Consider the following 25,266-nt stretch of genomic DNA (forward strand, 5'->3'; position numbering starts at 1 on the left):
TTGCTTTTTACCTCTCATAGTTAACTCTGTTGAATTAAAGATTGATTACTTTATCTATCTCAATCTTAGATTTATTTATTACTTCACCATTGCTGTAACGCACACTCACATTCTCTATTTCGTTGCACTGACCCAAACCAAAATGAACTACGTTATCAAATGATTGTGTATAAGGGGCTGCATCAGGCGATACTCGCCTTGTTAGGGTTTTACCGCAAGCCGTAAGCGTTGCTATAGCTCCAATTGCGCTTGCATTATACTTAAGTGAATTACCTATGCGCAGTAATGTATAGTGATTACTGTTATTTGCTTGATTACTAAATAAGTGCCATTGGCCTCTGTCGTTATTCATAATAATATCGACTTGGCCGTCCAAGTTGTAATCAAGTACATTTGCGCCAGAGCCAATAGTACCTAAGGTATTTGTTATCAATCCCGAGTCAGTAGCTTGGCTAAATGTGTTATCACCATTATTTAAGTACAGTATTTGCGATGTAGGCGTTACCAAGTTACCTTGTTTAACAACAAACAAATCTTGGTAGCCATTGTTGTCAAAATCTCCCACGCTTACGCCGGTCGTATTTAAATTTGTTTTAATGCCGGCTTTGGCGCTCACATCCACAAATTTTCCATTTTCATTTTTAAGCAGTAAATCCGACGGTGCCACTGGCTTTTTATTTACCGTATAATGTTTAACATCGGTTACAACACCCGTTGTAGGCGAAAAGGTATTACCCGCCATACGCCATTTATTATTACCTATATAACCAACATACAGTCCTTTATTAGGTTGATTATCCGGCCAGCCTAAGCCATCACTACTTACTATATTAACGGTCTGCCCACTATGTCTTTCACCTTCAAACTTGTATTTATAAGCCCCCTCTCCAACAAAAACATCTTGGTTTGGGTAAGGTGATTGGTAATTAACTAAATTAAGCGTGTCGCCAATAAGTAAGTCGTCGAACTTAAATGGACCACGTTTAGTATAAAAACCAAATGTGTGGCTTTTAGCATCAAAAAACGTATCGCCTGCCTGTAATGGGTTAGCCCGGCTTATATATAAATCAAAATCACCATCGTTATCAAAATCGATTTCGCTAACACCTGTCGCATCCATTATTTTATTAGGTAAGACGTTGGCGGTTACGTCACTAAAGGTAAAGTTGCCGCTGCCTTTTAAAACACGTAAAGCGCTGTCTCCGTATATCACTAAATCGTCAATTTTATCGTTATTGAAATCTGTAATAAGGACTTTTTGACCGTCTCGATTAGTTTTTGGTAAATCAGTTGCGTGGGTTATATTGCCAGTAGCATCGTTTTTATAAATAAAATTACTGGTTTGTTTACCGCTATTAGCTTGGGGGAACCCCATTAGTAATAAATCTAAATGGCCGTTGTTATTAGCATCAAAAAACTTACTAGTACGCCCCCGTAACGTTGGCAATTTGGGGGAAAACTCACCGCCTTCTATAATTTCTCTTTTGTTAAAATGAAACAATTTAGCATTGCGTGCGTTACTGCCCGAACCACCACCACGCGAAAGCAAAATGTCCATTTTGCCATCTTTATCGTAATCACCTACACCAATACCATGCATATCACCCACAATTAGGTCCCGGCCTTTGTCGTAAACGCCTTTATTGTTCCAATACAAACGAATGGTATAACCATGATCAGTAAGTAATAAATCTGGGTAACCGTCTTGGTCTAAATCGCTTATTAATGCGTTATCCCATTTACGCCGGTTTTTGTTTTCTAATTTAATTGCTTGGTGCTGCTCACTAAATAATGTACTGCCAGGTGTTATCTGAGCGCCCGCTAGGGCACTCGCTTGCTGACAACCTAGTAAGCTTGCACCCATGCATAACAAAGACACATGCCAAACAACTGCTTTTAGTTTCATAAAACCTCCATGAATTTGATAAAACTTACTTAGTTGTTTTAAATGTTTTATCGAATCGTGGCATAGCATCTAACCGCCAGTTCACACCTTCGTTTGTTTCGTGGAACCAGCGAGGCTGTTGGTTATCCCAACTCCATTTTTCCATTTCGCGAACCATATCGGTTAATAATGCTCTGTTAGCTTTACTTACATCGTGTTTTTCAGAAATATCGTTTTCGATATTAAATAACTGCCATGGCTGCTGGTTTACTTTTAGTGCTTTCCACTGATTTAAGCGTATCGCTGCATCACTGTAACCTTTACGATGACGAAGAGCATAAATAGGCTCATCTTTATGTGGGTTTTCATTTTTAATAAATGCAGGCCACATATTAGTGCCATCTAATTGTTGGCTTTCTTCAATTTTAGCGCCCGCTAAAGCTGCAAATGTTGGGTATAAATCAAGTGCCGATACAGGGTGCGAGAAACGCTTGCCCGCAGGTACATGTTTAGGCCAATGAAACAACATAGGTACTCTAAAGCCGCCTTCTTGTGTACTTCCCTTACCAGCTTTGAGTGGGAAGTTATTAGCGCCTTTACTTAATTTTCCACCGTTATCACTCATAAATACAATAAGCGTATTATTTAACTGGTTATTTTTTTTAAGTGCGTTTACTAATTTACCTATACCGCGGTCAACTGCGTAAACCATGCCCGCGTATGTTTTACGATCTTTATTTTTTATATTAGGAAACATCGCTATGTCTTCGTCTTTAGCTTGCAGTGGTACATGTGGGGCGTTGTACGCTAAATATAAAAAGAACGGGTTAGTTTTTTCCGCTGCTTTGTCTACAAAATTAACGGCTTCGCGCGATAGTGCATCTGTAATGTATTCACTCTCTTTAACCTCTTTACCGTTATGCTCAAGCGGTGTTAAGTATTCAAAAATATTTTTTAAACCTTGTGCCTTTTGCTTTTCATACATTGGCTGGTATTGGCTTGGAAAATAGTTATGCCCGCCACCTAAAAAACCATAGTATTCATCAAAGCCACGTTGGTTAGGATGATATTTCGGCGCATCACCTAAGTGCCATTTACCAAGAGCACCAGTGAAGTAGTTATTTTCATTTAGTAATTTACTAATAAACTTAGCATCAGTAGGCACGCCTACGTTTGAGCCGCGTGTCGGTAAATTAAATTGTGAGCCAATTTTATGTGGATAACGACCTGTCATTAACGCAGCTCTGCTTGGGCCGCAGAACGGGTGTGCTACGTAAGCGTCTGAAAAGGAAGTTCCTGATTTAGCAAGATCATCAATATTTGGGGTAATAATATCTTTAGAGCCATTAAAACCTACATCTGCATAACCTAGGTCATCTGCAACAATAAGAATAATATTGGGTTTTTGTTCATTTGCTTGTATACCCGCAGAGCCAATTAATAGCGCAAGCGATGATAAAGCGGTAAATAATTTTGTGTGTATTTTCATAGTGCCAATCTCAATTTTGATAATAAAAAATAGTAGGCCAATTAAGGCCCACCAAAGGGCATTTCTCGGCTATAAAAAAGCTTTCATATGATGATTAAATTTAGTTAATGATGGGTCCTCAATACGCTTCAGCTCCCCAGCCATTTTATTAACTAAATCAGTAAGCTGTTTTTTGTATTTAGGATTATCTATTTGGTTTGTAATTTCGTAAGGATCATTTTTTAAATCGTATAATTCATCACGGCTGTCGCCGGGATTCCATACAAACTTCATTTCAGGGGTACGTATCGCTCTAATACCAAACCAGCCTCCGTTGTACCACTCGTATGCATAAAGTGCTACATCATCCTTGCCAGAATCTGCGCTATCACCCTGCTCCATTAATGGTACGAGTGAACGTCCATCCTCGTCACCATCAAGGGGTAATGACATCCATTGGCGAAGTGTAGGGGCTATGTCGAGCATAGACACTTGGCGGTTAATTATTTTAGGCTCAAGGTTAGGGTCGCGAATAATAAGCGGCATACGCATTAATTCGTCATACGCGTAGGGGCCTTTGTCATAAAGGTTATGCTCGCCTAACATACTGCCCTGATCGCCAACTAAAATAATATGCAGATCGTCGTATAATCCTTCTTCTTTGGCTGTATTAATAAGTTCACCAACTGCATGATCTATCATGGCAATGGCACCATAGTAAAAACTGTGTGCTTTGCGCCAATCAGTTTCAGTCATATGGCTTACATCATGCCAAGGCCACCAAATATCGTCTTGTGCCATTGGTTTGTTTTTACGTTCAATACCAAAATTGGGAGGAAGTTTTATATCTTTGTAGTCGTACATGCTGGCGTAAGGCTCTGGTACGCGGTACGGCGGATGCGGTTGCTCAAAACTAACAATACCAAAAAATGGTTTGTTTGATTTAGCTGCGTTTCTGAGCATTAGTTTGCCTTCGTTTACTTCTTTAGCCGTTACCGTATCAGCATAATTGCCAGGCAAAGTTTTATAGTAGTCGTGTTTTTCACCGTTTTTATCTCGCTCCCCAGCGTTCATTCGCTCTACATTTTTTTTAGTACCATAAGGTGTAAAGGGTCGGCCATTACGCTCTTCATCTTTATCGTGCCCCCACATAAAGTTAGCACCGCGCAGTGCTGGGCCTTGAGCGCCTAAGTGCCATTTACCTACATAACTAACATCGTAACCTACGCTAGTTGCACGTTTAATAACGCTTCCCTCACTTAGTGATAGTTCAGAGAGTCTTGAATGATAAAGCCCTACGTTATCGTCAAGCCCCGTTTTATGTCCCCAGCGCCCTGTAAACATTGCCGCGCGAGAAGGCGAGCATAACCCCGTAGATGTCATAGCTTGATCAAAGCGTGTACCTTCATGTGCTAACGCATCAATATTTGGCGTTGAAACAGGGCCATTACGATAAGAAAACGTATCAAATCGCATATCATCAAACAGTAAAATAAGCACATTCGGCTTATTGACTTGTCCTTGTTTATGCTTTGCGTCAGTAGCATATACATTAAATGTAAACAGCGCGCAGTATCCTATTATCATCAGTGACTTAAAATTGAATACTTTCATTATGTGTGTCCTGTCAGGTGAAAGGTTTTACCAATTAACTTACTAGGCATTGTTAAAATAGTTATCCATTTAGCACAATGGTTAGTTTAGCAACATTAATACAAACAATATAAACATATGATGTTTGTGTTTTCAATAAAAAAAAGAGGTTGTCCCTTTTTAACAGTTAGAACCTGTGTAAATATACACAGGTTCTAACTCGATTAATTAGGTGTAACTTCGAGTAGCAGAACACCCTCAGATGGAATATCAAAAGTACTTTTAAGCTTATTGCTGGTCATCAAGTTTTTAATATTTACATTCTTACTGCCTTTAATAGATAACTCTATATCTGCATTGCCATGGCCTAAATTTAAAATATTAACAAGATATTTCCCATTTTTTTGTTTAACAGTACGCCATGTTACCGTTTTAAAATCTTCCCCATTATCCGCCGTTATTAATACATCTGGTAGACCGTCTGATACTTGCTCAAGTGCTACTTCTTTAATTGCTTTAGTATCCGAGCCCTTAGGCATAACTATAAGCTTACCTTTTGCGGCAGCTAGCTTTGCTTTACGTGGTTGACCGTACTCATTTAAAGATAGACTTTGTTCAGAGTCTAAAATAACCGTACCACCATTATTTAAGTAGCTCTGTAGTGACTTAAATTCATCATCAGTAACAAATTTATTGCGATAGACAAGTATTGCATCCCAATTACTATTATCTTGCTTTTCGATTATATTTTTTGTAGCAAAGCCAAGCGGAAAACCTTCAAAAAACAAATCTTCATAAAGCTCATAGCCTTTACTCATGTAATCATCGATATTAATTGCCGTGGTTTCAGAGTAAAACAAACGAAGTGGGCGGCGCTGCTCTCTAAGCTCAATAACTTCCTCAGAGAAACTATTAAGATCAAACATTACTTGAGTAACTTCGTTAGTTACATGGGGTTGCATATTGTTAGAACCCGCAAATGCTCCTCCTAAACCTGGGTCAAAAAAGTCCAAGTCACCTTCTAATCGATCCTCTGGTGAACCATCAGGATCGCGTGCCCAAAACCACCCCATATTGGCATCCATTCCAAGCAATGTTGCGAGCCAATAAACACTTCGTACATAACTAGTCCGTGTATCTAAATCACGCCACTGACCCGATGATAAAAAGTGAGACTCTGAATTAACATTAATTTTATTTGGCGCCACAGATTCCATAAAATCATGAAACATAGCGACTATGCCCCAATTATAAGCGTATTTTTCAATCCATTTAGACGATTTACCAGGACGAATGTTTTCGCTACCAAATGATTTAGCATCATGCCCAACCATAGTTGTTAATTCAGCTAGAGCTTCGGTATCAATCCCTCCAGAGCGAGAGTCTTCCATAAACATACGAGGCATGATTTTAATATGAGTATCAGCATCTTCGTTTACTGAATGCAGTTCGTTTTGAACATACGTAAACCAATCCGTACTTCTATCCATATTATAACGCGTCCAGTCGTACCAAATGGGTAAACCTTTTAACGCCGGATCAATAGGAATTTCTATTGCAACGCTTTTAAAGCTTTCAAAGTTTGTATCCCAATTTTCGTTAAGATCGCTTATATTTCCCTGATATTTAGTGCGCAACCAATTTCTAAACTTATTTAACGTGTACGAAGAAATGCTCGTCATTTCTTGGAAATTTTGTGTCCAATGCCCTTTTTCAGCATACCAATGTGGTTCGTTAGCAAGCACAAAACCCACCTCAGTGACTTTTTTACCTTTAGTAAGCTCACCGGTTTTACGAATTATCTTGCCCCATACTTCGCGTGCTAATGGGTTGTCAATATCGAACCCAGTAAATAAAGAACGCCCTTTTCTAACCTCTGGCTCTCGCTCTTCAACCCACTGTGGGATACCCATTAGCCAATAAACTAAAAAACCAATGTTAGTGTCTGGAATACGGGTTAACTCTTCCATTAGCTCCTCGTCAAAGGTACCATCCTCACGCACTAAAAAAGAATTAATAGCGCGATCATGATCAACAGGGTATAAATCTTCACCACCGTGATAAAGCGCACCTAAATGGTCGTTGTAAATATCTTTATTTGTAAGCGGTTGCCCCACCGTTTTTGAAAAATAGTCATATAGAAATATTGGCTTACCATTACTTACAAACATGTTGTCTTGTGCTTTAGTATTTTGCCAGTCAACTTTATTTACAGGACGACGCTTTATCTCACCAGCCAGTTCTTTAGACAAATCCTCTATCCCTTTATCTAAAATTTGAATGACTTTTTTACGTTCAAAATCAGGAAGGTCTTTTGCTAACTGCTCTTTTGTGTCTTTATAATAGCGTTCATAACTAAATAGCTTAACAACAGCGTCGTAATTGTTTTCATCCCAATTAGCAAACTTTAAAAACTGTTCAGCAAACCATACAACGCTTTCTTCACGTGTAACATCAATTTGCTTATGTTCAGCCTTTGCCATCAACTTCTTAAGTTTGTTAATTTTTAGTCGAGCTGTTTTCTCGTAACTATTTAACGAAACACTACTAGATGTACTAAGCGTTTCAGTGTTTTTTAACTCTACGACACTTTCTTGTTGTGAACAGGCCGATGTAAGTAAAAATAATGGGGCTAGTGTGAAGCCTAATAGATGTTGTCTCATGCTATCTCTCGTTTAGAAAGGTTATTTATTAACAGTATTAATTCTGTTGTTAAGATTTATTTAAGATAACATACATCATATGTTTGCATTTGTAATTTGTTTTTTGCGTTAAAATACTATTTCTCACAAATGCCTTAACTTTTAGCATCTAGTCAAATACGCACGGGTGCATACAACTTAAAGTGCAAGTAAAGCTTTCGCTTTTTTTCTCTCACCAGATTATGTGTAAAGTTACAAAACATACTTTACACACCATGTAGCTACACTCGCATCACTATGGCGCTAAATAAATTCAGTACATGTACTAAACAATTAAATTTTTAAACCATTAAAAATAAATAAGTTTACTACAGAGCTAATGTGTTAGATGACGAGTAATACCAACCCGCAAAATTAAGTGCTCTATTTTGAGGATGGAAAAGCGTGTTGATAGCAAGGCAAAAAATTCGCTATTTAGTTGTTCTAAATGAAAATTTTTTTAACGCAGATAGCGACACGTTTAGCCCCTAAAAATGATTAAGTATTATTGCGGGTTGGTATAAACTGTAGATACATTCGTTTAAATATAACTTAGCTTACTGATAGTAAAATAGGGGGATTTTTACAGTAGGGAGATTAGACCGTGCAATAACAACCACTGGTTTTATTAAGTAACAGTTCGCTGTTAAATCCCGCTACCAGATTATTTATAACCGTTTCAACAAAACCACTGCCCTGTGCGCAACCAAGGCCTTGAGAGAGTGGCCCAGCATAAACAAAGTCACCTTTATCGTTAATAACCACAGCAGCCGGTGTAGCTGGGAGCAGCTTTTGTAAGGAGGCTGTTTGTTCAATATTGATAAGCGCAAAGTTTTGCGCTTTAGAAAATGCCGCTAATTGTTTTAAATGAGGCTGAGCTTGTTTGGTACAGCCGCAATTAGGATCCGTGACGATAATCAACGAATTATGCTTTGCGGCTGTAAACCCTATATGGTGTTTAAATTTTGTAAACCACCCAGTTTGCTCAAGTACACCAACACTATCAAATACACGTAACTGATTGTATTGATAATAAACTAAACCAGAGACCGTAAGTACCAGCCACAAAACAAGCACTGCACTCATTTTAGCAGATGAATTACTTAAATTTAGCAATGCTTTGCTCTAATACCGCAATACTTACGTCGATCATTTGTACTTTTTCCGTTAGTTTTTCTACCACTTTGTTGTCTTGGTACTGGCTTTGCTGCATTTGCTCTGTGCTTGAGGCGATTTGTTTAGTGTTTACAGCTTGTTCAGCAACCACTTGCGCAACAGAATGAGCACTGTGATTAACGGCTTTAATTTGTTCGCTCATGGCACTTATGTTTTCTTTCATGGTGGTGCTGATGTGCGTTAGATCAACCACAAAATCAACACACTGGCTCATTGATTGAGTTGAGGTTTTACTATTTGTAACCAAATCTTTTAATGTTAATGCAATTTTATCTGTCGTGGCTTTACTGCTTGTAGCAAGCGTTCTGACTTCATCGGCTACAACAGCAAACCCTCTGCCATGTTCGCCCGCTCTTGCGGCTTCAATGGCTGCATTAAGCGCAAGCAAGTTAGTTTGCTCTGCAATACCTGATATTTCATTTAATAACCCTGATATTACATCGCCAGCGGCCACTAAATGATTTATTTGCTCTTCTGTATGATTAAGTAAATTAAGTAACTCTGTGCTTTTAGTGTCGGTTTGCATAACATCATTTAACGCACTGTGAGCAGCTTGACTAATATTGTCTACCTCTTGCTTTAACACTTCGCTTTCATGCTCAACTAAGCTAAAACCCTGTGCAACTTGAGCACCTGAGCCAGCTATGTCATTAGTTTGTTGCTTTCTTTGCTCTGCTCCGCTTGCTAGCTCATCATGCACATTTATTAGCTGCTGTGAATTTTGCTGCAGTGAAAGAGACTGCGTTTGTACTTGCCTAATTACATCCGATAAGTAGCCCAATAAAGTATTAAAGCCCGCTACTGCATTACTGTGTTTATCGTCCGCTCTAAGTGAAAGCTGTATATGCTCTGGGTCGTGCATAATCGCTTCTGTAGCTTTAGTTAAAGATAACCCTGCTCGGCGCTCTTGTTGCAGTGTTTTTGCAATGTAGCCTGCTACAAACACTTCTACGATTGCATAACCTGCATGTATAAGCACGGTTGTAAACGCTAGTCTGTCTGGGTCAAATACATAAAAACCGGTGTTTTGTGTTTGTAAAAAGTAAAAACTTAAATGATGAACGGCCACAAAAATAATGGCCGTAATAAATACCTGCCACTGCACAAACATGATCAACATGGCCATTAGAATAAATATTTCGAAGTGTATTTCTATTAATCCATAGGCTTGTTGTATATGCAAAAAAGAAAACATCATGATAGCCGCAGCAACAACATGGCCTGTAATTGGGCTATTTGGCTGAGTTTTGAGTAACCACACAGGCATTAAACATAAAGGTAAGCCAACAATAAATGCCTGTGTAAGTGTCTCGTAATACAAGCCTAAGGCTATAGATTCCACAAACAAAAAAATAAATATTATGGTGAATAAACGACTTACACTATTCATAAATACCCTAAGCTATTAAAATTTTAAACACATTCTGATTATGTACGTATTGGCCGATAATTAAGACCACATTTTGTTATTACTATAGACTAGCTAGCCAACTTTATTTAATTATTGATAAAACGGCTTTAAATTCTGGCAATGCTGCATTTTTTGTCCACTGAAAAATAATACTTTCTACGCTTGTAATTATTGCCCCTGCCTGTTGTAACTGCTTTAAAGCTAGCGATTTATGCATCGCATTTCGTGAGCCCACCGCATCTGCTGCTACGTGTACCTCAAACCCTTGCGTTATTAAGTCTAAACATGTTTGTAAAACACATACATGTGCTTCTGTGCCTATTACTACAATTTGTATACGTGCAAGCTGCTTAGTGACAGCATTAAACATCGCCTCATTGCATGCACTAAAATGTGTTTTTTCAATAGTCTGTGCATTTAAAAGTGCATTTTTTAATAGGCTGTTTGTACTGCCAAGCCCTTGAGGGTATTGTTCAGTAACTATATTAGGAATTTTAAAAATACCACTTACTTTGGCAATTTTTATTGCCCACTCTAGTAATTCAGAAAATTCGCTTATAGCGGGAGAAAGCTTATCTTGAATATCGATCACTAATAATACGCTGTTATTTACAGTTAAATTATTGTGAGTAACCATAATACACCACTTTACGCAATTATAATTAGCAAGCGTAGCTTAAATAGTTATAAACAACTAAGTTAGCCCTTTAATTTAGTTGTTTATAAGTTGTAATCCACAACATAAAAAATGTGCTATATTTAACTTTTAGATGTATACCCCTGCCCTAGAGCGAGTTTATTAGTGCGATTGAGTATTTTGTTTTTTCTCTTCACCACTGTATGTTTTCTTTGTATTACTAGCGTATCGGCCACCACAAATTATGCTCAACAACTACAACGAATATCTACCGATGAAGGTTTATCTCAAAACTATGTAACTAAAATTTTGCAAGATGATTTAGGTTACATTTGGATAGCCACAGCGCAAGGGCTAAATCGATTTGATGGTTACACTGTGACCCCATTTGATGGCGGGTTTACCCTAAACGAAAACTTCATTACTACGCTATTTAAAACAAATGAAGGCAATATTATTGTCTCTACTGAGCTTGCCGGTGCTTATTTAATTAACCCTAAAACGTTAACTACACGCAATATATTTTCAGGCAACCTTGCTGGAAAAACAACCAGCCACGGCTCAATAGAAGCAGTTGAGCAACACCAAGATACCTTTTATCTTGCTATTTTAAACAACGTGTACTCACTTAACTCAAAAACAAACTCACTTACTTTAGAGTTTACTATGCAGAGTGAAAAGAACATGGTTCGCGCGTTAAAATATCACAAAAATACGCTTTTTATAGGCACACAGACGGGGTTATTTAGTTACAACCTAAAAACAGAATCATTAACGCCCCTTCGTTTACATACCCCCGATAAACAAACAGCTGATAACAATAATGTTAAGTTTTTATCTGTAGATCCCACACTAGGGTTATTAATAGGCACCGTTGAGGGCATGTACGCGTTAAATTTAAATGACTCAGCAAAGGTCAATGTAGCTCAAAACACTACAAGCATAATTGCTGATTACAATATTTGGGATTACAGTAATACACCGTATGGTGAATTTATCGCCACGGAGCATGGTTTGTTCGAGTTTAACCGAGAAGAAGGCGCTACAGAGTTAATTCTTAGCTTTGATCAAAGTAAATTCAATATTACCGAAAACACTATTAACGATTTAATGGTTGATCCGACTGGCGTGTTTTGGCTAGCGTCACGCACTCAAGGTGTGCTCACATGGTCTATAAATACGCGGCGCTTTAACAAAACCACCCTACCCGAAAACAATTTTATAAATAGTATTTACCAAGACGATGACTCAACTATATGGTACGGCACCGATAATGGTCTTGCCCATGTAAATGCTAAAAATAAAACAACCTACTACTTAACTTCGCAAGACCCAAAAGCGGTTTATGGTGAATACGCTATTTTTGCAATTAATAAAGCGTATTTAGGCCCAACGTCGCGGTATTTATGGCTAACGGGGTACTACAGTTTAATTTTATTTGACAAAGAAACAGGCACCGCTGTTGCAAAAAAAGATTTAAATAACGCAATGCCTAAAGAAACTGCTATTTATGGTTTATCAGAAGTAGCCCCCGACACATTCGCTTTTTATAATGATCATAGTTTTTATGTATACAATGGTAAAACAGGCTTAACGCGCGAAATAAACGGATTAAAACAACACGTTGACCCACTAGAAGCCTATACTTTCCATCGCCCCTTTGATGATTACCCAAATGAGTTTGTATTAAGTACAACTACCCACTTTTACCGTTTTAATGAGCAAACAAACACCCTTACCACTATTTACAAAACCAGTAAAAAAGACAGCCAAAATTACCACACAGTAGAAAACTGGTTAATGGATAAAAACAACATTTTATGGCTCGCCACAACCAGTGAAGGCCTAGTGGGTATAGATGCGCAAAGCTTTGAAAAAAAGTACCATTTTAACGTAAGTAATACCTTAAAAACACAGTCTATTTATTCACTTATTAGCGATGACTATGGCTATTTATGGTTTAGCAGTAAAAATGGTTTGTACCGCTTAAATACGAATACATTAAAGTTGAAGGTTTTTACGGTTAAAGATGGTTTATCGGTTAATTTATTTAGCCCTTTAGGGGCTATTACACTTAAAAATAACAATATTATGTTTGGCAGTAGTTATGGCGCTGTTTCGTTTAACCCGGCTGAGTTTTTGGAGCAAACTACACAAACCACAACATCAATAACCGATATTACTTTAATGTCGCGCGATTTAAACTATCAGCCAAACCAGTTTGCCACCAACGTACTGCATCTATCGCATGAAGATATGGGGTTAGAGGTCAGTTTTACGAATTTTGATTTTCAAAATAACGCAGAAACGCGTTATAAAATAACGCTGCAAGGGCCTACCTCACTAGAATATGATGATTTAAAAACAAACAAAATATTTTTTACAAAGCTCCCGCCTGGTAATTATCAATTAAAAGCCAGTGCGGTTAATTTTAATAGCGCAACTGATTCAAAGCCGGCAATTTTAAACTTTAAAGTAGCCTTTGCGCCTTGGAAATCTCCTTATGCGTATGCGGCTTATATTATAATTACCATAGCAGTGCTGTGTTTACTGTTTTGGCAGTACAGAAGCAGACAGCTAGCAATAGCTAACGCGCAAAAAGCGACAATACACTCGCAAAAACAAACCGAGCTTGCGCTCAGTAACAATAAAAGTGGCATCTGGGATTACCATTACAGCGACGATTCGGTAAATACAAACCGGGGGAGTGAACTAGGGTATACTAATTTGCCAAGCCGTATCCCGTTAAAACATTATTTAACTTTAATTCACCCTGAAGACAAACCGCGGGTTATTTCGCATTGGTTAAATTTTACCAAACAAAAAAAGCATGAGCACTGGCAAGCAACTTACAGGTTAAAGCATAAGCTGGGCCATTGGTTGTGGTATCAAGATTTAGGGCAAATTATTTATGACGAACAAACAAATAAACCGGTGTCTGTATCTGGTATATATACCAACATAACTGAACAGCGGGCAAACGAGCAACAAGCCAATATTTTAGGTGAAGCGTTTGGGCAAATAAACGACTGGCTACTTATTTTGGATAATAACTTAGTGCCTGTTTCTGCCAATAACAGTTTTATAAAAACCTTTTCGCAAAATCACACGCACCCGCTTAGCTTAAAAGTGTTTGTTAATGCGATAGGTAAAGCACAATGTAAACGCTACGCTAGCACATTAAAAAGCTTAGCAGCAAAGCAAAATTGGCGCACTGATGCGGTTATCAAAACATCGATTAACCAGCACCATCCCATTCACATAAGCGCCACAGCAATTGCCAAAGACACACATAGCATAAGTTATTATGTGATTGTTATTTCTGATTTAACAGAGCAAAAAAAAGCGGAAGACGAGCTGCGCTATTTAGCTAATTTCGATCCCCTTACACAATTGCCTAACCGTAGTTTAATGCATCAAAAAATTAGTAAATCGATTAAAAAAGCGCACAATGAGCTAACTCAAAGTGCTTTACTATTTATTGATTTAGACAAATTTAAACCGGTAAACGACACATTTGGTCACGCAGTGGGAGATCAACTACTGTGTAATATTACCCAAAGAGTAAGCGCTATGTTGCCAAGCAATGCCACCCTTGGCCGCCAAAGCGGTGACGAATTTTTAGTGCTTATTGATAACCTAGAAGACATTGGTGCACTTAATAACATAGTTAAAAGTATCAGCTCAGAACTTGCCAATAAGGTCATTATCGAAGATTTTTCTATTAATATATCAGCCAGTATTGGCGTGGCTTTATACCCATTTGATGCCAGCTCGACCGATTTACTGATCAGAAATGCAGATGTAGCCATGATGCATGCAAAGCAAGCAGGCCGAAACGGGTTTAAGTTTTTTAACGATTCGATGAACGAGCAAATAAAACAAAAACTAATCCTCGAAAACGATTTAAAAGATGCCGCAAAAGATAATTTATTATTTAATCACTACCAACCCATAATAGACACGCACGCACAAACAATAAACGGGGTTGAGTTACTTATGCGCTGGGAAAATAACGGCCAATTTGTCTCGCCGGCATTATTTATCCCTATTGCTGAAGAAACAGGCCTTATAGAAGCGTTAACTGAGCAGGCTTTAGAGCGTGCGCTAACAGAGCTTGCACCTACATTAGCTAGCAACCCGTTATTTTATATTTCACTTAACTTGTCGCCTAAGCACATTTTAAGGACAAATATAGCAACTAGGCTGACCAATATTTTAACACAGCATCAAATGAGCCCGATGCAACTGCGCCTAGAAATAACAGAAAACATATTACTAGAAGATAAGCATAAAGCCGCAAAACAACTACAAAAGCTAAAGGCTGCTGGTTTTAAACTGTTATTAGATGACTTTGGCACTGGCTACTCATCACTCACTTATTTGAGCCAATTTCCTATTGATGTAATTAAAATAGATCAAAGTTTTGTTAACAGCATTGGGGTTGATAAAAGTGATGAGTCGATAATCAAAACCATTTACACGTTAGCCCAAAACCTTGAGCTTTATTGCATCGCCGAAGGCGTAGAAACTAAGCAACAAAAAACCTTTTTAGAGGGATTAGGCTGCCATGTTTTACAAGGTTATTATTTTGCAAAACCGATGCGGGCGGCGCAATTACAAAACCCCAAAACACATGAGCATATTCATAGTTTAATAAAAAGTTAGCTATGAATATGCTGGCATTCGTGGCTTTCTATTTGTAGTACGCTGGTTTTAACATTAAAACGCGCAGCGAGGAGCTTTTCTATTTTTAAACGGCAGGCTTCATCGTGCTTTTCAATTGTACAATGCTGCTTTAACACCACGTGAGCACCGACAATAATATCGTTGTCTTTGCGCGACACGGTTACATTATGTACGTTATGCACATGCTCTAAATCGGTAATCGACTGCTCAATGTCTTTCACTTTAGGTAACTTCGCGTTATTAAAAAACAGACCTTTAATACAGCTAGTGATCACTTTTCCGCCGGTAAATAACACAAACGAGGCAATCAGCATGCTCGATAAAATATCGATAATGCTCCAGCCCGTATAATAAATAAGTACACCGGCTATAAACGTAGAAATAGTCGATATAATGTCAAAAAACGAATGCAAAAATACAGCATACACATTAATGCTTGCTTTACGTCCTTTATAAAGCACCCACGCTGCAGCACCATGAAATAAAAACCCCACAGAGGCAATGCTCGACATTAAAAAGCTGTTTATAGCTAAATCATGCCCCTCGTTATGATGGGAAATCCTCTCTACACCTTCATACAAAATAACGGAGCTTATCGTCAAATACAGCAAACCATTCACTAAACCACCAATTAGCTCAGCCCGTTGGTAACCATCGTTATAAGTTTTAGCAAAATGAATGGCTAAGCTTGAAGCAATAAGTGCAATAAATAGCGAGCTATTATGCACAAATAAATGCCCTGCATCAGCAAGTACAGCCAGCGAGTTAGCATAATAAGCGCCTACTACCTGAATGACCATAAATGAACATGTTATCGCTAATGCGATAAGTAACCGACGACGAGACGCCTGGTGTGTAGTGATTTCTGTCATGAAATGCTTGAAAAACCTATACTTAAATTGCAAATAAGCCAGCAGATGGCTTAGAGTAGAAAAGAGTAATGATATACAGTAGCAATTGTAATACGAAGCCCGCTTAAACGCACTAAAAACTTCGCAAAATAGCTAAAGTTAGACTAAATATTACAATAGGAATAATAAAATTGTATGTAAAACAAACTGGAGTAGTGAGTGGGCTCAAAACCAACCGAAGATGTATGGAGTACTGTAAAACTTATTCCGTTTGCCGTGTTACTTTGTGATACAAAAAAACAGACCTTTCAAGCAAACTCTCACGCGCAAAGTATGTTTGATTTACCCTCACAGACAACCTTAAAAAATTCAGATTTTAAGCACCTCACGCTAAGTAGTCCAGAAAGTAAAAAGCAATTTACTATTGAGCAATTGTTTGAAAAATACTTAGTTATAAATACTAACTGCCACGTATGTGTACAAAAACAAACTAAGGGCCTATTACTAAACGCCAAACTCGCTCAATTAAACAGCCATTTATACATTGCTACGTTTGAGGTAATTGAACACAACGAAGATGCGCAATATAACTTTGATAAAATTATTTCAAAAATTTCTACCGACTTAATAGATATTCAAATTAACGATATTGATACACATATAGAGTTTGCGCTTAAAGCCATTGGCACCGTATGCCATGCCGATAGAAGCTACTTATTTAAATTTTCTGATGATGGTCAGTTAATGCGAAATACTCATGAATGGGTTAATCAAGGCATTCAACCATTTAAAGATCAGCTACAGCATGTCCCAAAAACTTCACTCCCCTACTTTACTAACTTAATGGATACCACACACTTATTTAGAGTAAATGATGTTGCCGGCCTTCCAGCAAAGGCGACTAAAGAAAAACAAGAACTAAAGCGTGAAGGTATTCAATCGGTGTTATGTATTGGCCTTCGCTACGATAAAGAGCTAGTAGGCTTTATAGGTTGTGACTGTGTAAAACAAAAACGTGAGTGGACAGACTTAGACTTAATTAGGTTAAAGCTAGTTGGTGAAATAATCACGAATGCGTTTAAAAACTTAAACTACAAACAAGAGCTTCAGCATATTCAACAGCAACTAATTACCGCGAATCAAAAACTCAACCAACTTGTAAATACCGACAGCCTCACCACAATTGCAAACAGGCGTTGTTTTGACAAAGCCCTAGAGAGCGAAATTAAACGCTGCGCACGAGCTAAGCAACCCGTTAGCTTAATTATGTGCGATATAGATTTTTTTAAAAATTACAACGACAGTTACGGCCATCAGCAAGGCGACGAAGCCTTGGTTAAAGTGGCAGCTGCGCTTAAGTCGCAATGCCGACGCGAGGGCGATTTAACCGCGCGCTATGGCGGTGAAGAATTTGCCGTAATTTTACCGGCAACTAATGAGCAAGACTGCCTGCAATTTATCCACTTAATTCAACAAGCAATTAAAGCGGCTGGCATAAAACACAACAATTCTACCGTAAGTGAGTACTTAACGTTAAGTATCGGTTTTTATTCTGCCATGCCGTATAAAAATAGCACACCGCAGTGCTTTATAAGTAAAGCCGATCAAGCACTCTATACCGCAAAAGAAACAGGCCGAAATAAGGTGTGCCAATTTAAACCCACTCACTAAAAGCTTGTTTTTGTGGTGCGTAAATTCAAGTAGTGGTAATCTATATACGCTGAAATTCTAAACAATACAACAACTCAGCAACTCCACTCTCATAAGGAATTTTTAAATGGATCCAATCAATCAAATACTAAATATGGTATTTACTGTTGAAGCATTTTTACTTGTTTTTGTAATTGTACTTCTAAAAAGTAGCGTTAAGTTTGTACCTCAAAACCGGGCATGGTTAATAGAGCGCTTTGGAAAATACCAATCAACCAAAGAAGCTGGCCTCAATTTTATTGTCCCATTTATAGATCGCATAGCTGCAGATCGTAGTTTGAAAGAACAAGCTCAAGATGTTCCCTCACAGTCAGCCATCACAAAAGATAATATCTCCTTAATTGTTGACGGTGTATTGTACTTTCGAGTACTTGACCCTTACAAAGCAACATACGGTGTGGATGACTATGTATTTGCTGTTACTCAATTATCGCAAACAACCATGCGTTCAGAATTAGGTAAAATGGAACTAGATAAAACATTTGAAGAACGTGACTTATTAAATACCAACATTGTCGCAGCGATAAACCAAGCAGCGGAACCATGGGGAATACAGGTTTTACGCTATGAAATAAAAGATATTGTGCCGCCTCAATCAGTGATGGAAGCAATGGAAGCACAAATGAAAGCTGAACGTGTAAAACGCGCGCAAATATTAGAATCCGAAGGTGACAGACAAGCAAATATTAATGTTGCAGAGGGTAAAAAACAGGCGCAAGTACTTGCCGCAGAAGCAGAAAAAGCAGAACAAATACTCAGAGCTGAAGGTGAAGCAAAAGCTATTATTGCGGTAGCTGAAGCACAAGCAGATGCCCTGCGTGAGGTAGGTGCAGCAGCAGATACAGAACAAGGACAAAAGGCAATACAATTAGACCTTGCAACTAAGGCTATCGCTGCTAAAGAGGCCATAGCTAAAGAGTCATCGGTCGTTTTACTTCCCGATAACGCCACCGATGCAAGCTCGCTCGTAGCGCAAGGTATGTCTATTATCAATACATTAAATAAAACGCAAAAGTTGCAATAAAGCCTATTAGCTTAATTTAGGAGAATATATGGACCTAATTTCGCAAAACTTACCACAAGCTTTAATGGTTATAGGTATTATTGCATTAATAATAGAAGTCGCTGTTTTAGGGCTATCGACTATTATTTTGCTTTTCTTGGGGTTATCTTTGCTTACTTCAGGGCTATTAATGGTAGTAGGAGTGTTACCCGAAAGTATTACAGCGGCACTTTGGAGCAATACCATCATTACCGCTGTTTTAGCTCTACTCTTATGGAAACCCATGAAGCGTATGCAAGAAAATGTAGATTCTAAGCAAGTCAATAGCGATTTCGCCGATCTTACTTTTGTATTAGCAAAAGATGTTTCAGATAAAGAAATAACAACACATCAATATTCTGGTATAAGCTGGCAACTCAAAAGTACACAACCCATTAGTGCTGGCACCAAAGTGATGGTGGTTAAAAAAGAGGTGGGTGTTATGTGGGTTGCACCTGTCTCATAACGTTTTATATTATTACGGGCGGCTCTAGCTGCCCGTTTTTTATGCCTGTTATTTTAAACACATTACCTTGTAATGACTGGTTGCGTTTTGCATTAACGTCATCTGCAGAGGTTACAAATAGCCACTGTGCTTTATTGCCACCAAAGGCAACACTTGTAGGTTTTGTTGCAGCAAGCGGTAGTGTTTTTAAAACCTCCCCGTCTGGCGATAAACACATAACGCAGCCCATATCCCATACCGCAAGCCATAAGTTGCCAAGAGCATCAATCACACAACCATCAGGATCAACTTGGGTATTTTTAAATTGATAAAAAACTTGGGCGGGCAATATAGGCTCGCCACTTTGTGAGTTTATATTTAAAGTAAAAATACAGCTGGCTTTAGAGTCGCAGTAATAAGCACGTGAGCGTGCTTTATCAAAACATAACCCGTTGGGAATGGTTAAACCTTGCACCACGCAATTAAGCGAATTTTGATAAAAACGGTAAATTTTCCCCTCGCCTGTGCGGGCGTTTTTATCCATAGTGCTTAGCCAAAACCCACCCCAAGGATCGGCTCGGCCATCGTTAGCGCGTCGTGTGGGCTGGGTGTTTTCTAATAATGTAAGCGTTTGGCGCACCCCAGAAGCTATATGGTATTTATAAATCCCCGTACTTGTGCCAATAATAAGGTGGGCTTTATCAAGCCACGCTAAAGCTGAAACCGTATCATGCATTTCAACTTGTGTTAGTGAGTCAGGCTTTGTTACACACTTACTCAGCAGTAGGTTTTTTTCTATATCTACCCAAAATAGCGTTTCAAGCAAAGGGTGCCAAAGCGGGCTTTCGCCTAACTTATTTTGCAGGTTACTAAATACGGTCACACTTGAGTCAGTCATAAATAACGATTCTTTAATATTAACAAAGCCTTGTATTAATAAGTACTTTATCAGAAATCCCTAATTCAGGCGATGAAACAAAACACATTAAAAGCTAAACACTTTTTACAGCCTACTTATAAAAATTTATACAGCCAATTATTTAATCATTTTATCGCGCTTTACTTGGTTAGTTGGTAATATCATCAAAAGGGAGGTAATAGTATGATTAATAATAACAATAAACATTCTTTAGTGGTTGAGGGAGGCGCAATGCGCGGTATTTTTGCCGCCGGCGTATTGGATGAGTTTTTAGCGCAGCGTTATCAACCTTTTACTAATTACTTTGGGGTTTCTGCTGGCGCTACCAATATAGCCGCTTATTTATGCCAACAACCTAAACGAAATTACCATGTTATTACCGATTTTTCGTGTCGGCCTGAATTTATTAATTTAGCGCGCTTTATTAAAGGCGGTCACTTGTTTGATTTAGATTGGCTGTGGCAAGCAACCATTAAAGAGATCCCCCTCAATACAGAAGCCTTTGCGAAGGCAGATCACGAATTTTATATCGTTTCTACCGCTATCAGCTCAGGGCAGCCCCACTACCTTAAAGCAAGTAGTGATGCGATGGTAGAGCAACTTAAAGCATCGTGTGCGATTCCAATTGCATATCGTAACTACCCTATAATTAATGAAATTGCGATGACCGATGGCGGCGTAGCAGACTCTATTCCCGTAATTAAAGCTTACGAAATGGGCGCTCAAGAAATAACCGTTGTGCTTTCTCAGCCTCTAGGCTATAGAAAAAAGCCAAGTAAATCGCAGTGGTTAACTAAAAAACTATATAGAGACTACCCCGCTTTAATAAAAAGTGCGATTAACAGAGCGCATGTTTACAACACCAGCATAGATTTTATTAATAACCCGCCACAAGATTGCAAAGTCAATATAATCGCTCCACCGTCTCAATTTAGAGTGGGTCGTACAACCAAAAACGTGAAACGGCTTAACGATGGATATAAAATGGGAATCGATACAGCCAAAGCCTTTTTAAGCTAAGTGTGTTGTTTACCAACAGATAACGCAACCAGTATGCCCATTATAGTAAGCGCTGCAATGGTGCATACAATGCCCGCTATCACAGCGTAAACATGTATAAAGCACGCTAAGGCAATAGCTATTAAAGCCCAACAATACAGCCACTTATAGGCTGCTTTGCCGTGCTTACTTCTGATTAATAATAAAGCGGCCAGTAAACTCGCTAGCGCAATAACTATCAAAACTATGTTCATGCTGCTTTTACCTCTGCAAGTGGCATAGCTTCAGAGCTTGTTTTTAAGTATCCCCATAAAAACGCCAGCCCAACAATTAAAAAGCTAACATCTGTAAAGACCACCAGAGTGCTGTTCGCATTAACAACGTTATTTACGCCCAATACACTATTAAGTGGTAAAACACTCATTAAAAACAAGGCGCAAAGCAACAAGGTTGCTCTAAAGTAGTTTTTATAATTTTTCCAAAGTGCTGCAATCACCATCCATATTAACCAAGAGTAAAAAAATACCGGCCCAAAGTAAGCGTTGTGCTCAGTACCCGCCACGGCATAGTTTAAAAGTACTTGCACAGGGAATAACACACAACAAGCCAACACTAAACCACCACAACTGCCTATAATAAAACGGTTCCACCTTGCATACGCGTCAGCGCTAAGCGTTGGTGTACTGCCTCTGGTACGCTTTGCTAACCACATCATCATGCCAGAGAGTGGCATTAAGGCACATGCTAAGCCAAGCATTACCCAAAGTAACTTCACAAATAGACCGGCAAAATTACCAAAGTGGAGCGGGAAGAGTATTTCAATAATTTTAATTGATACCCCTGCTATATCGCCAAAGCTACTCATTGAGGTGATGTACTCCCCTTGCCCATTGTAATGCACTAACTGAGAAGCCACAGCTTCGCCTCCTAAAAGGCGTAAATACACTTGTGCGTTTGCATCGTTATGTGCCATTACAGTGGCATCTAAAATAACAGCATGTGGATAGCGTTGCTGCGCATCACTTAAAATAGCGGTTATGCTAGTAGGTTGATTTACATGACTAATTATTGGCTCAGGAATAGCTGTAAAAGTTTCTATCAACTTATCTTGGTCGCCACCAAAGCTTACAAAAGCAGCTGCAGGTAGCAAAATTACGGTTGCAAGCCCTAAAAATGCGCCACTAAAGCCAATAACAATATTAAAAATACTACCCCAAATGCCCATTACTTTGTGGCCGTCACTTATGGTTATATCAAAGCCTTTAAGCCATCTAAAGGTAAATAGCTCTTTAATTAATTTACGATGTATAAATAAGCCAGTTACCGTACTTACTAATAATGTTAAACCTAAAAACCCAGTTAAAATAAGCCCTATAGGTCGCCCTAAGTGTAAGTCGGCGTGAAACTCACCAATGTAGCTGGCTGCATCTGTTTTTCTATTGGCATAATATTGCTTACTAGGGCCATAGTAGGTATTTACCAACGCTAAGCTTGCTGGGTCAAATTCGAATGCCCGAAGTACTTCTTGCTGGTAATTCTCATCACCATGGTGCGATTCAAATACTAAAGTCAGTAAATGAAAATTATGTCCTGTTGGCATAAACACGTGAATATTTTCACCAAATTCTTCAGGTACTTGCGCGTGGTATGTATTAACTAATTTGGTTATTTCACTATTGGGGATTTGCTGGGTTTGTTGCAGCGATTGGTTAGCCCAAATTTTAAGTTCGGGCCTTGCAAGCACTGCTAACGCGCCAGTAAAAGCCACAACAAATAATAAAACAGCAGTAACTACGCCCACCCAACTATGTAATAAAAATAGCTTTTTTAAAGTAATTGATTTCATCCTTGCCCCTGCATTAATGCAAAATAACTTAAAATCCCATGCACTAAACACAAAGTGATCATAAGTAAAAATGGCTGCCATGCTTTTTCGCTAATGTAGGCGTATATAAAAAGCCCAACCCAAATAATTGGAAACAGCAAAATAGGCAATAAAATTTGTTCACTCATTTGCAAAGGTAAGTAGGTAGTCATGCCGGTGATCATCACCGTAGCGGTTACCAATGCCAATACGCACGCCATTAAATGACGACGCTTTGTAGCGCTAAAGGTTTTTTTATTATTCATTTTTAGCTCATTAAATAAATAGCGGGCATACGCATTCGCATATGCAAATAACAACTATTTGTATTATATTGCGCATTTATAAAAAAATACAATTAATTCTGTGCGGTTAGCACTAAAAGTTGCTATTGATGATAGGTTTATCAGCTTAAAAATCTTTTTAAATGACTTTCAAGCTTTTATGCTTAGCCCGCTATTTAGATATATTTATTTTTGAACCACTATTATTCATTAGGAAGCCATTTACCATGGATATTTTAAACGCCATTATTTTAGGTATTATCGAAGGGATCACAGAATTTTTACCCATTTCATCTACGGGCCATTTAATTGTAGCCTCCAAGTGGCTAGGCATTGAGTCAACCGACGCAAACCTTGCATTTGAAGTTATTATTCAACTTGCTGCTATTTTGGCAGTACTTGCAAACTACAAAGACAAATTTAGCCCAAAACATTTAAATCTATGGGTAAAAGTAGCCATTGCGTTTATCCCTTTGGCCGTTATTGGCTTTTTATTTAGTGACGTAATAAAAACACTATTTAGTGTGCCAGTGGTGGGAGTAATGTTCATAATTGGTGGTATCATTTTTATATTGCTTGAGCGCAATTATAAAGAGAATTACAGCACAACTATTGACGTAACTCACGTTACTTATACACAAGCGCTATGGATAGGAGTCGCACAAGTATTTGCGCTTATACCAGGTACAAGCCGTGCGGGTAGTTCAATTGTAGGGGCTATGTTGTGCGGGTTAAATCGTAAAACCAGTGCCGAATTTTCATTTTTATTAGGTCTGCCTGTACTTGCTGCTGCCTCTGGTTACGACCTGTTCAAGCACTACCAATTGTTTAGCCTCAGCGACTTAACAGCCCTCGCAGTAGGCTTTATCACCTCATTTATAGTTGCCTATTTTACCATTAAACTATTTATTCGATTTTTAGAAAATTTCACTTTTGTAAGTTTTGGTATTTATCGTATTGTATTTGGTGCTATTTTATTAACTAACCTGAATTCTGGTTAAGAGATTTAAGCCTGTTTCTCTCTAGCTAGAAGTTTTTGGTGAAAACAAGGCGAATTTACGCGTCAATAGCTGGTCTATTGCAAGAAAATTCAACGCAGTTAGCGCTAAAAATAGCTGCTTGAGATAGATTTATTATCCAGAACTCAGGTTAGCTATAGCTTACGCTTAATTAGAGGAAAATCATGAGCGAAAAAATCAACCCAGATGCATTACACGCATTAAAAATTGCATTTACGTATATGCCACAGGCCATTGAGGTAACAAAATATGAGTATGGCGAGCGTTATCAAACCGTACTTGATCACATAGAAGCCGTGCGTGAAGTGTTACTTATAAACGATGTTGACCCTGAAGAAGTCGGCGGCGATATAAACCCAGAATACACGCCTAATTCAACGTACTAAATGGGGTAAATCTTGCTATTTATACTAATTATGCTAGACAATTAAACTAGGGTCTGCTGGCCATTCAGGATGAAATTCGTTCAACTTAGGCTATTTAGCCGCGGCGTGAGCTTTGTAACTTAGTGAGCAAAGTAAAAACCGAATAACAATTAGTAAATTCCCCTGGGCAAAACCCTTAGGCCTGCACCTGTATGGCATTAATGCTAC

At 38.4% G+C, this 25,266-nt stretch carries 19 protein-coding genes; 7 read left to right on the top strand and 12 right to left on the bottom strand.

Annotated elements, in window-relative coordinates; genetic code table 11:
• Window positions 1-34: 34 nt before the first annotated feature.
• From WDB87_RS03120 to WDB87_RS03150, 7 genes are all read right to left on the bottom strand, one after another.
• Complete coding sequence (locus WDB87_RS03120) at window positions 35-1,906, bottom strand: CRTAC1 family protein (RefSeq protein ID WP_337848999.1); 1,872 nt, start codon at window positions 1,904-1,906, stop codon at window positions 35-37.
• 25 nt (window positions 1,907-1,931) lie between these two features.
• Window positions 1,932-3,374 (bottom strand): sulfatase-like hydrolase/transferase, encoded by a 1,443-nt coding sequence (locus tag WDB87_RS03125; protein ID WP_337849000.1) that lies wholly within the window; start codon window positions 3,372-3,374, stop codon window positions 1,932-1,934.
• Window positions 3,375-3,443: 69 nt separating this feature from the next.
• On the bottom strand, window positions 3,444-4,967 hold the full coding sequence (locus WDB87_RS03130) for a sulfatase-like hydrolase/transferase (protein ID WP_337849001.1): 1,524 nt from the start codon (window positions 4,965-4,967) through the stop codon (window positions 3,444-3,446).
• Between the two features lie 203 nt (window positions 4,968-5,170).
• Window positions 5,171-7,609 carry a glycoside hydrolase family 42 gene (locus tag WDB87_RS03135; RefSeq protein ID WP_337849002.1) on the bottom strand — a complete coding sequence of 813 codons (2,439 nt, stop codon included), beginning with the start codon at window positions 7,607-7,609 and terminating at the stop codon, window positions 5,171-5,173.
• Window positions 7,610-8,224: 615 nt separating this feature from the next.
• Entirely contained in the window at window positions 8,225-8,743 is a 519-nt protein-coding gene (locus WDB87_RS03140) for a DUF6436 domain-containing protein (protein ID WP_337849003.1), read from the bottom strand.
• Complete coding sequence (locus WDB87_RS03145) at window positions 8,727-10,193, bottom strand: methyl-accepting chemotaxis protein (RefSeq protein ID WP_337849004.1); 1,467 nt, start codon at window positions 10,191-10,193, stop codon at window positions 8,727-8,729. Before WDB87_RS03145 ends, WDB87_RS03140 begins: the two co-directional genes overlap by 17 nt.
• A gap of 103 nt (window positions 10,194-10,296) precedes the next feature.
• On the bottom strand, window positions 10,297-10,851 hold the full coding sequence (locus WDB87_RS03150) for an isochorismatase family protein (RefSeq protein ID WP_286249079.1): 555 nt from the start codon (window positions 10,849-10,851) through the stop codon (window positions 10,297-10,299).
• A gap of 171 nt (window positions 10,852-11,022) precedes the next feature.
• Between WDB87_RS03150 and WDB87_RS03155 the strand changes: the two genes are divergently transcribed.
• Entirely contained in the window at window positions 11,023-15,519 is a 4,497-nt protein-coding gene (locus tag WDB87_RS03155; protein WP_443197902.1) for an EAL domain-containing protein, read from the top strand.
• Here the strand turns inward: WDB87_RS03155 and WDB87_RS03160 are convergent.
• Window positions 15,516-16,412 carry a cation diffusion facilitator family transporter gene (locus WDB87_RS03160; RefSeq protein WP_337849006.1) on the bottom strand — a complete coding sequence of 299 codons (897 nt, stop codon included), beginning with the start codon at window positions 16,410-16,412 and terminating at the stop codon, window positions 15,516-15,518. The genes WDB87_RS03155 and WDB87_RS03160 overlap by 4 nt on opposite strands.
• Window positions 16,413-16,610: 198 nt before the next feature.
• On the opposite strand from WDB87_RS03160, the gene WDB87_RS03165 reads away from it, so the two are divergent.
• The 3 genes from WDB87_RS03165 to WDB87_RS03175 all read left to right on the top strand — a co-directional run bounded on the left by WDB87_RS03165 (window position 16,611) and on the right by WDB87_RS03175 (window position 19,609).
• The gene (locus WDB87_RS03165) at window positions 16,611-18,062 is read left to right on the top strand and encodes a sensor domain-containing diguanylate cyclase (RefSeq protein ID WP_337849007.1); all 1,452 of its coding nucleotides are present in this window, start codon (window positions 16,611-16,613) and stop codon (window positions 18,060-18,062) included.
• 106 nt (window positions 18,063-18,168) lie between these two features.
• Window positions 18,169-19,125 (top strand): SPFH domain-containing protein, encoded by a 957-nt coding sequence (locus WDB87_RS03170; RefSeq protein WP_029774439.1) that lies wholly within the window; start codon window positions 18,169-18,171, stop codon window positions 19,123-19,125.
• A 28-nt stretch (window positions 19,126-19,153) separates the two neighbouring features.
• A complete protein-coding gene (locus tag WDB87_RS03175; RefSeq protein WP_337849008.1) occupies window positions 19,154-19,609 on the top strand; it encodes an NfeD family protein in 456 nt (151 codons plus the stop codon).
• 4 nt (window positions 19,610-19,613) lie between these two features.
• Here WDB87_RS03175 and WDB87_RS03180 read toward each other — a convergent pair whose 3' ends face one another.
• Window positions 19,614-20,486, bottom strand: a complete 873-nt coding sequence (locus WDB87_RS03180; protein ID WP_337849009.1) for an SMP-30/gluconolactonase/LRE family protein — start codon at window positions 20,484-20,486, stop codon at window positions 19,614-19,616.
• A 204-nt stretch (window positions 20,487-20,690) separates the two neighbouring features.
• Between WDB87_RS03180 and WDB87_RS03185 the strand changes: the two genes are divergently transcribed.
• Window positions 20,691-21,527 (top strand): patatin-like phospholipase family protein, encoded by an 837-nt coding sequence (locus tag WDB87_RS03185; protein ID WP_286249069.1) that lies wholly within the window; start codon window positions 20,691-20,693, stop codon window positions 21,525-21,527.
• Here the strand turns inward: WDB87_RS03185 and WDB87_RS03190 are convergent.
• From WDB87_RS03190 to WDB87_RS03200, 3 genes are read right to left on the bottom strand one after another with little or no spacing between them, the layout of a single operon-like run.
• Window positions 21,524-21,760: a hypothetical protein gene (locus tag WDB87_RS03190; protein ID WP_286249066.1), complete on the bottom strand. Its 237-nt coding sequence runs from the start codon at window positions 21,758-21,760 to the stop codon at window positions 21,524-21,526. The two genes, WDB87_RS03185 and WDB87_RS03190, sit on opposite strands and share 4 nt — an antisense overlap.
• Window positions 21,757-23,352, bottom strand: a complete 1,596-nt coding sequence (locus WDB87_RS03195) for a PepSY-associated TM helix domain-containing protein (protein WP_337849010.1) — start codon at window positions 23,350-23,352, stop codon at window positions 21,757-21,759. Before WDB87_RS03195 ends, WDB87_RS03190 begins: the two co-directional genes overlap by 4 nt.
• Window positions 23,349-23,636, bottom strand: a complete 288-nt coding sequence (locus WDB87_RS03200) for a hypothetical protein (protein WP_029774445.1) — start codon at window positions 23,634-23,636, stop codon at window positions 23,349-23,351. The genes WDB87_RS03195 and WDB87_RS03200 overlap by 4 nt, the downstream gene beginning before the upstream one ends.
• A 245-nt stretch (window positions 23,637-23,881) precedes the next feature.
• On the opposite strand from WDB87_RS03200, the gene WDB87_RS03205 reads away from it, so the two are divergent.
• Entirely contained in the window at window positions 23,882-24,655 is a 774-nt protein-coding gene (locus tag WDB87_RS03205) for an undecaprenyl-diphosphate phosphatase (RefSeq protein ID WP_337849011.1), read from the top strand.
• 182 nt (window positions 24,656-24,837) lie between these two features.
• On the top strand, window positions 24,838-25,059 hold the full coding sequence (locus WDB87_RS03210; RefSeq protein WP_286249060.1) for a penicillin-binding protein: 222 nt from the start codon (window positions 24,838-24,840) through the stop codon (window positions 25,057-25,059).
• Window positions 25,060-25,266 lie beyond the last annotated feature (207 nt).

Origin of the sequence: Pseudoalteromonas sp. C12FD-1 (assembly GCF_037414265.1) — a bacterium.
Classification (GTDB): domain Bacteria; phylum Pseudomonadota; class Gammaproteobacteria; order Enterobacterales; family Alteromonadaceae; genus Pseudoalteromonas.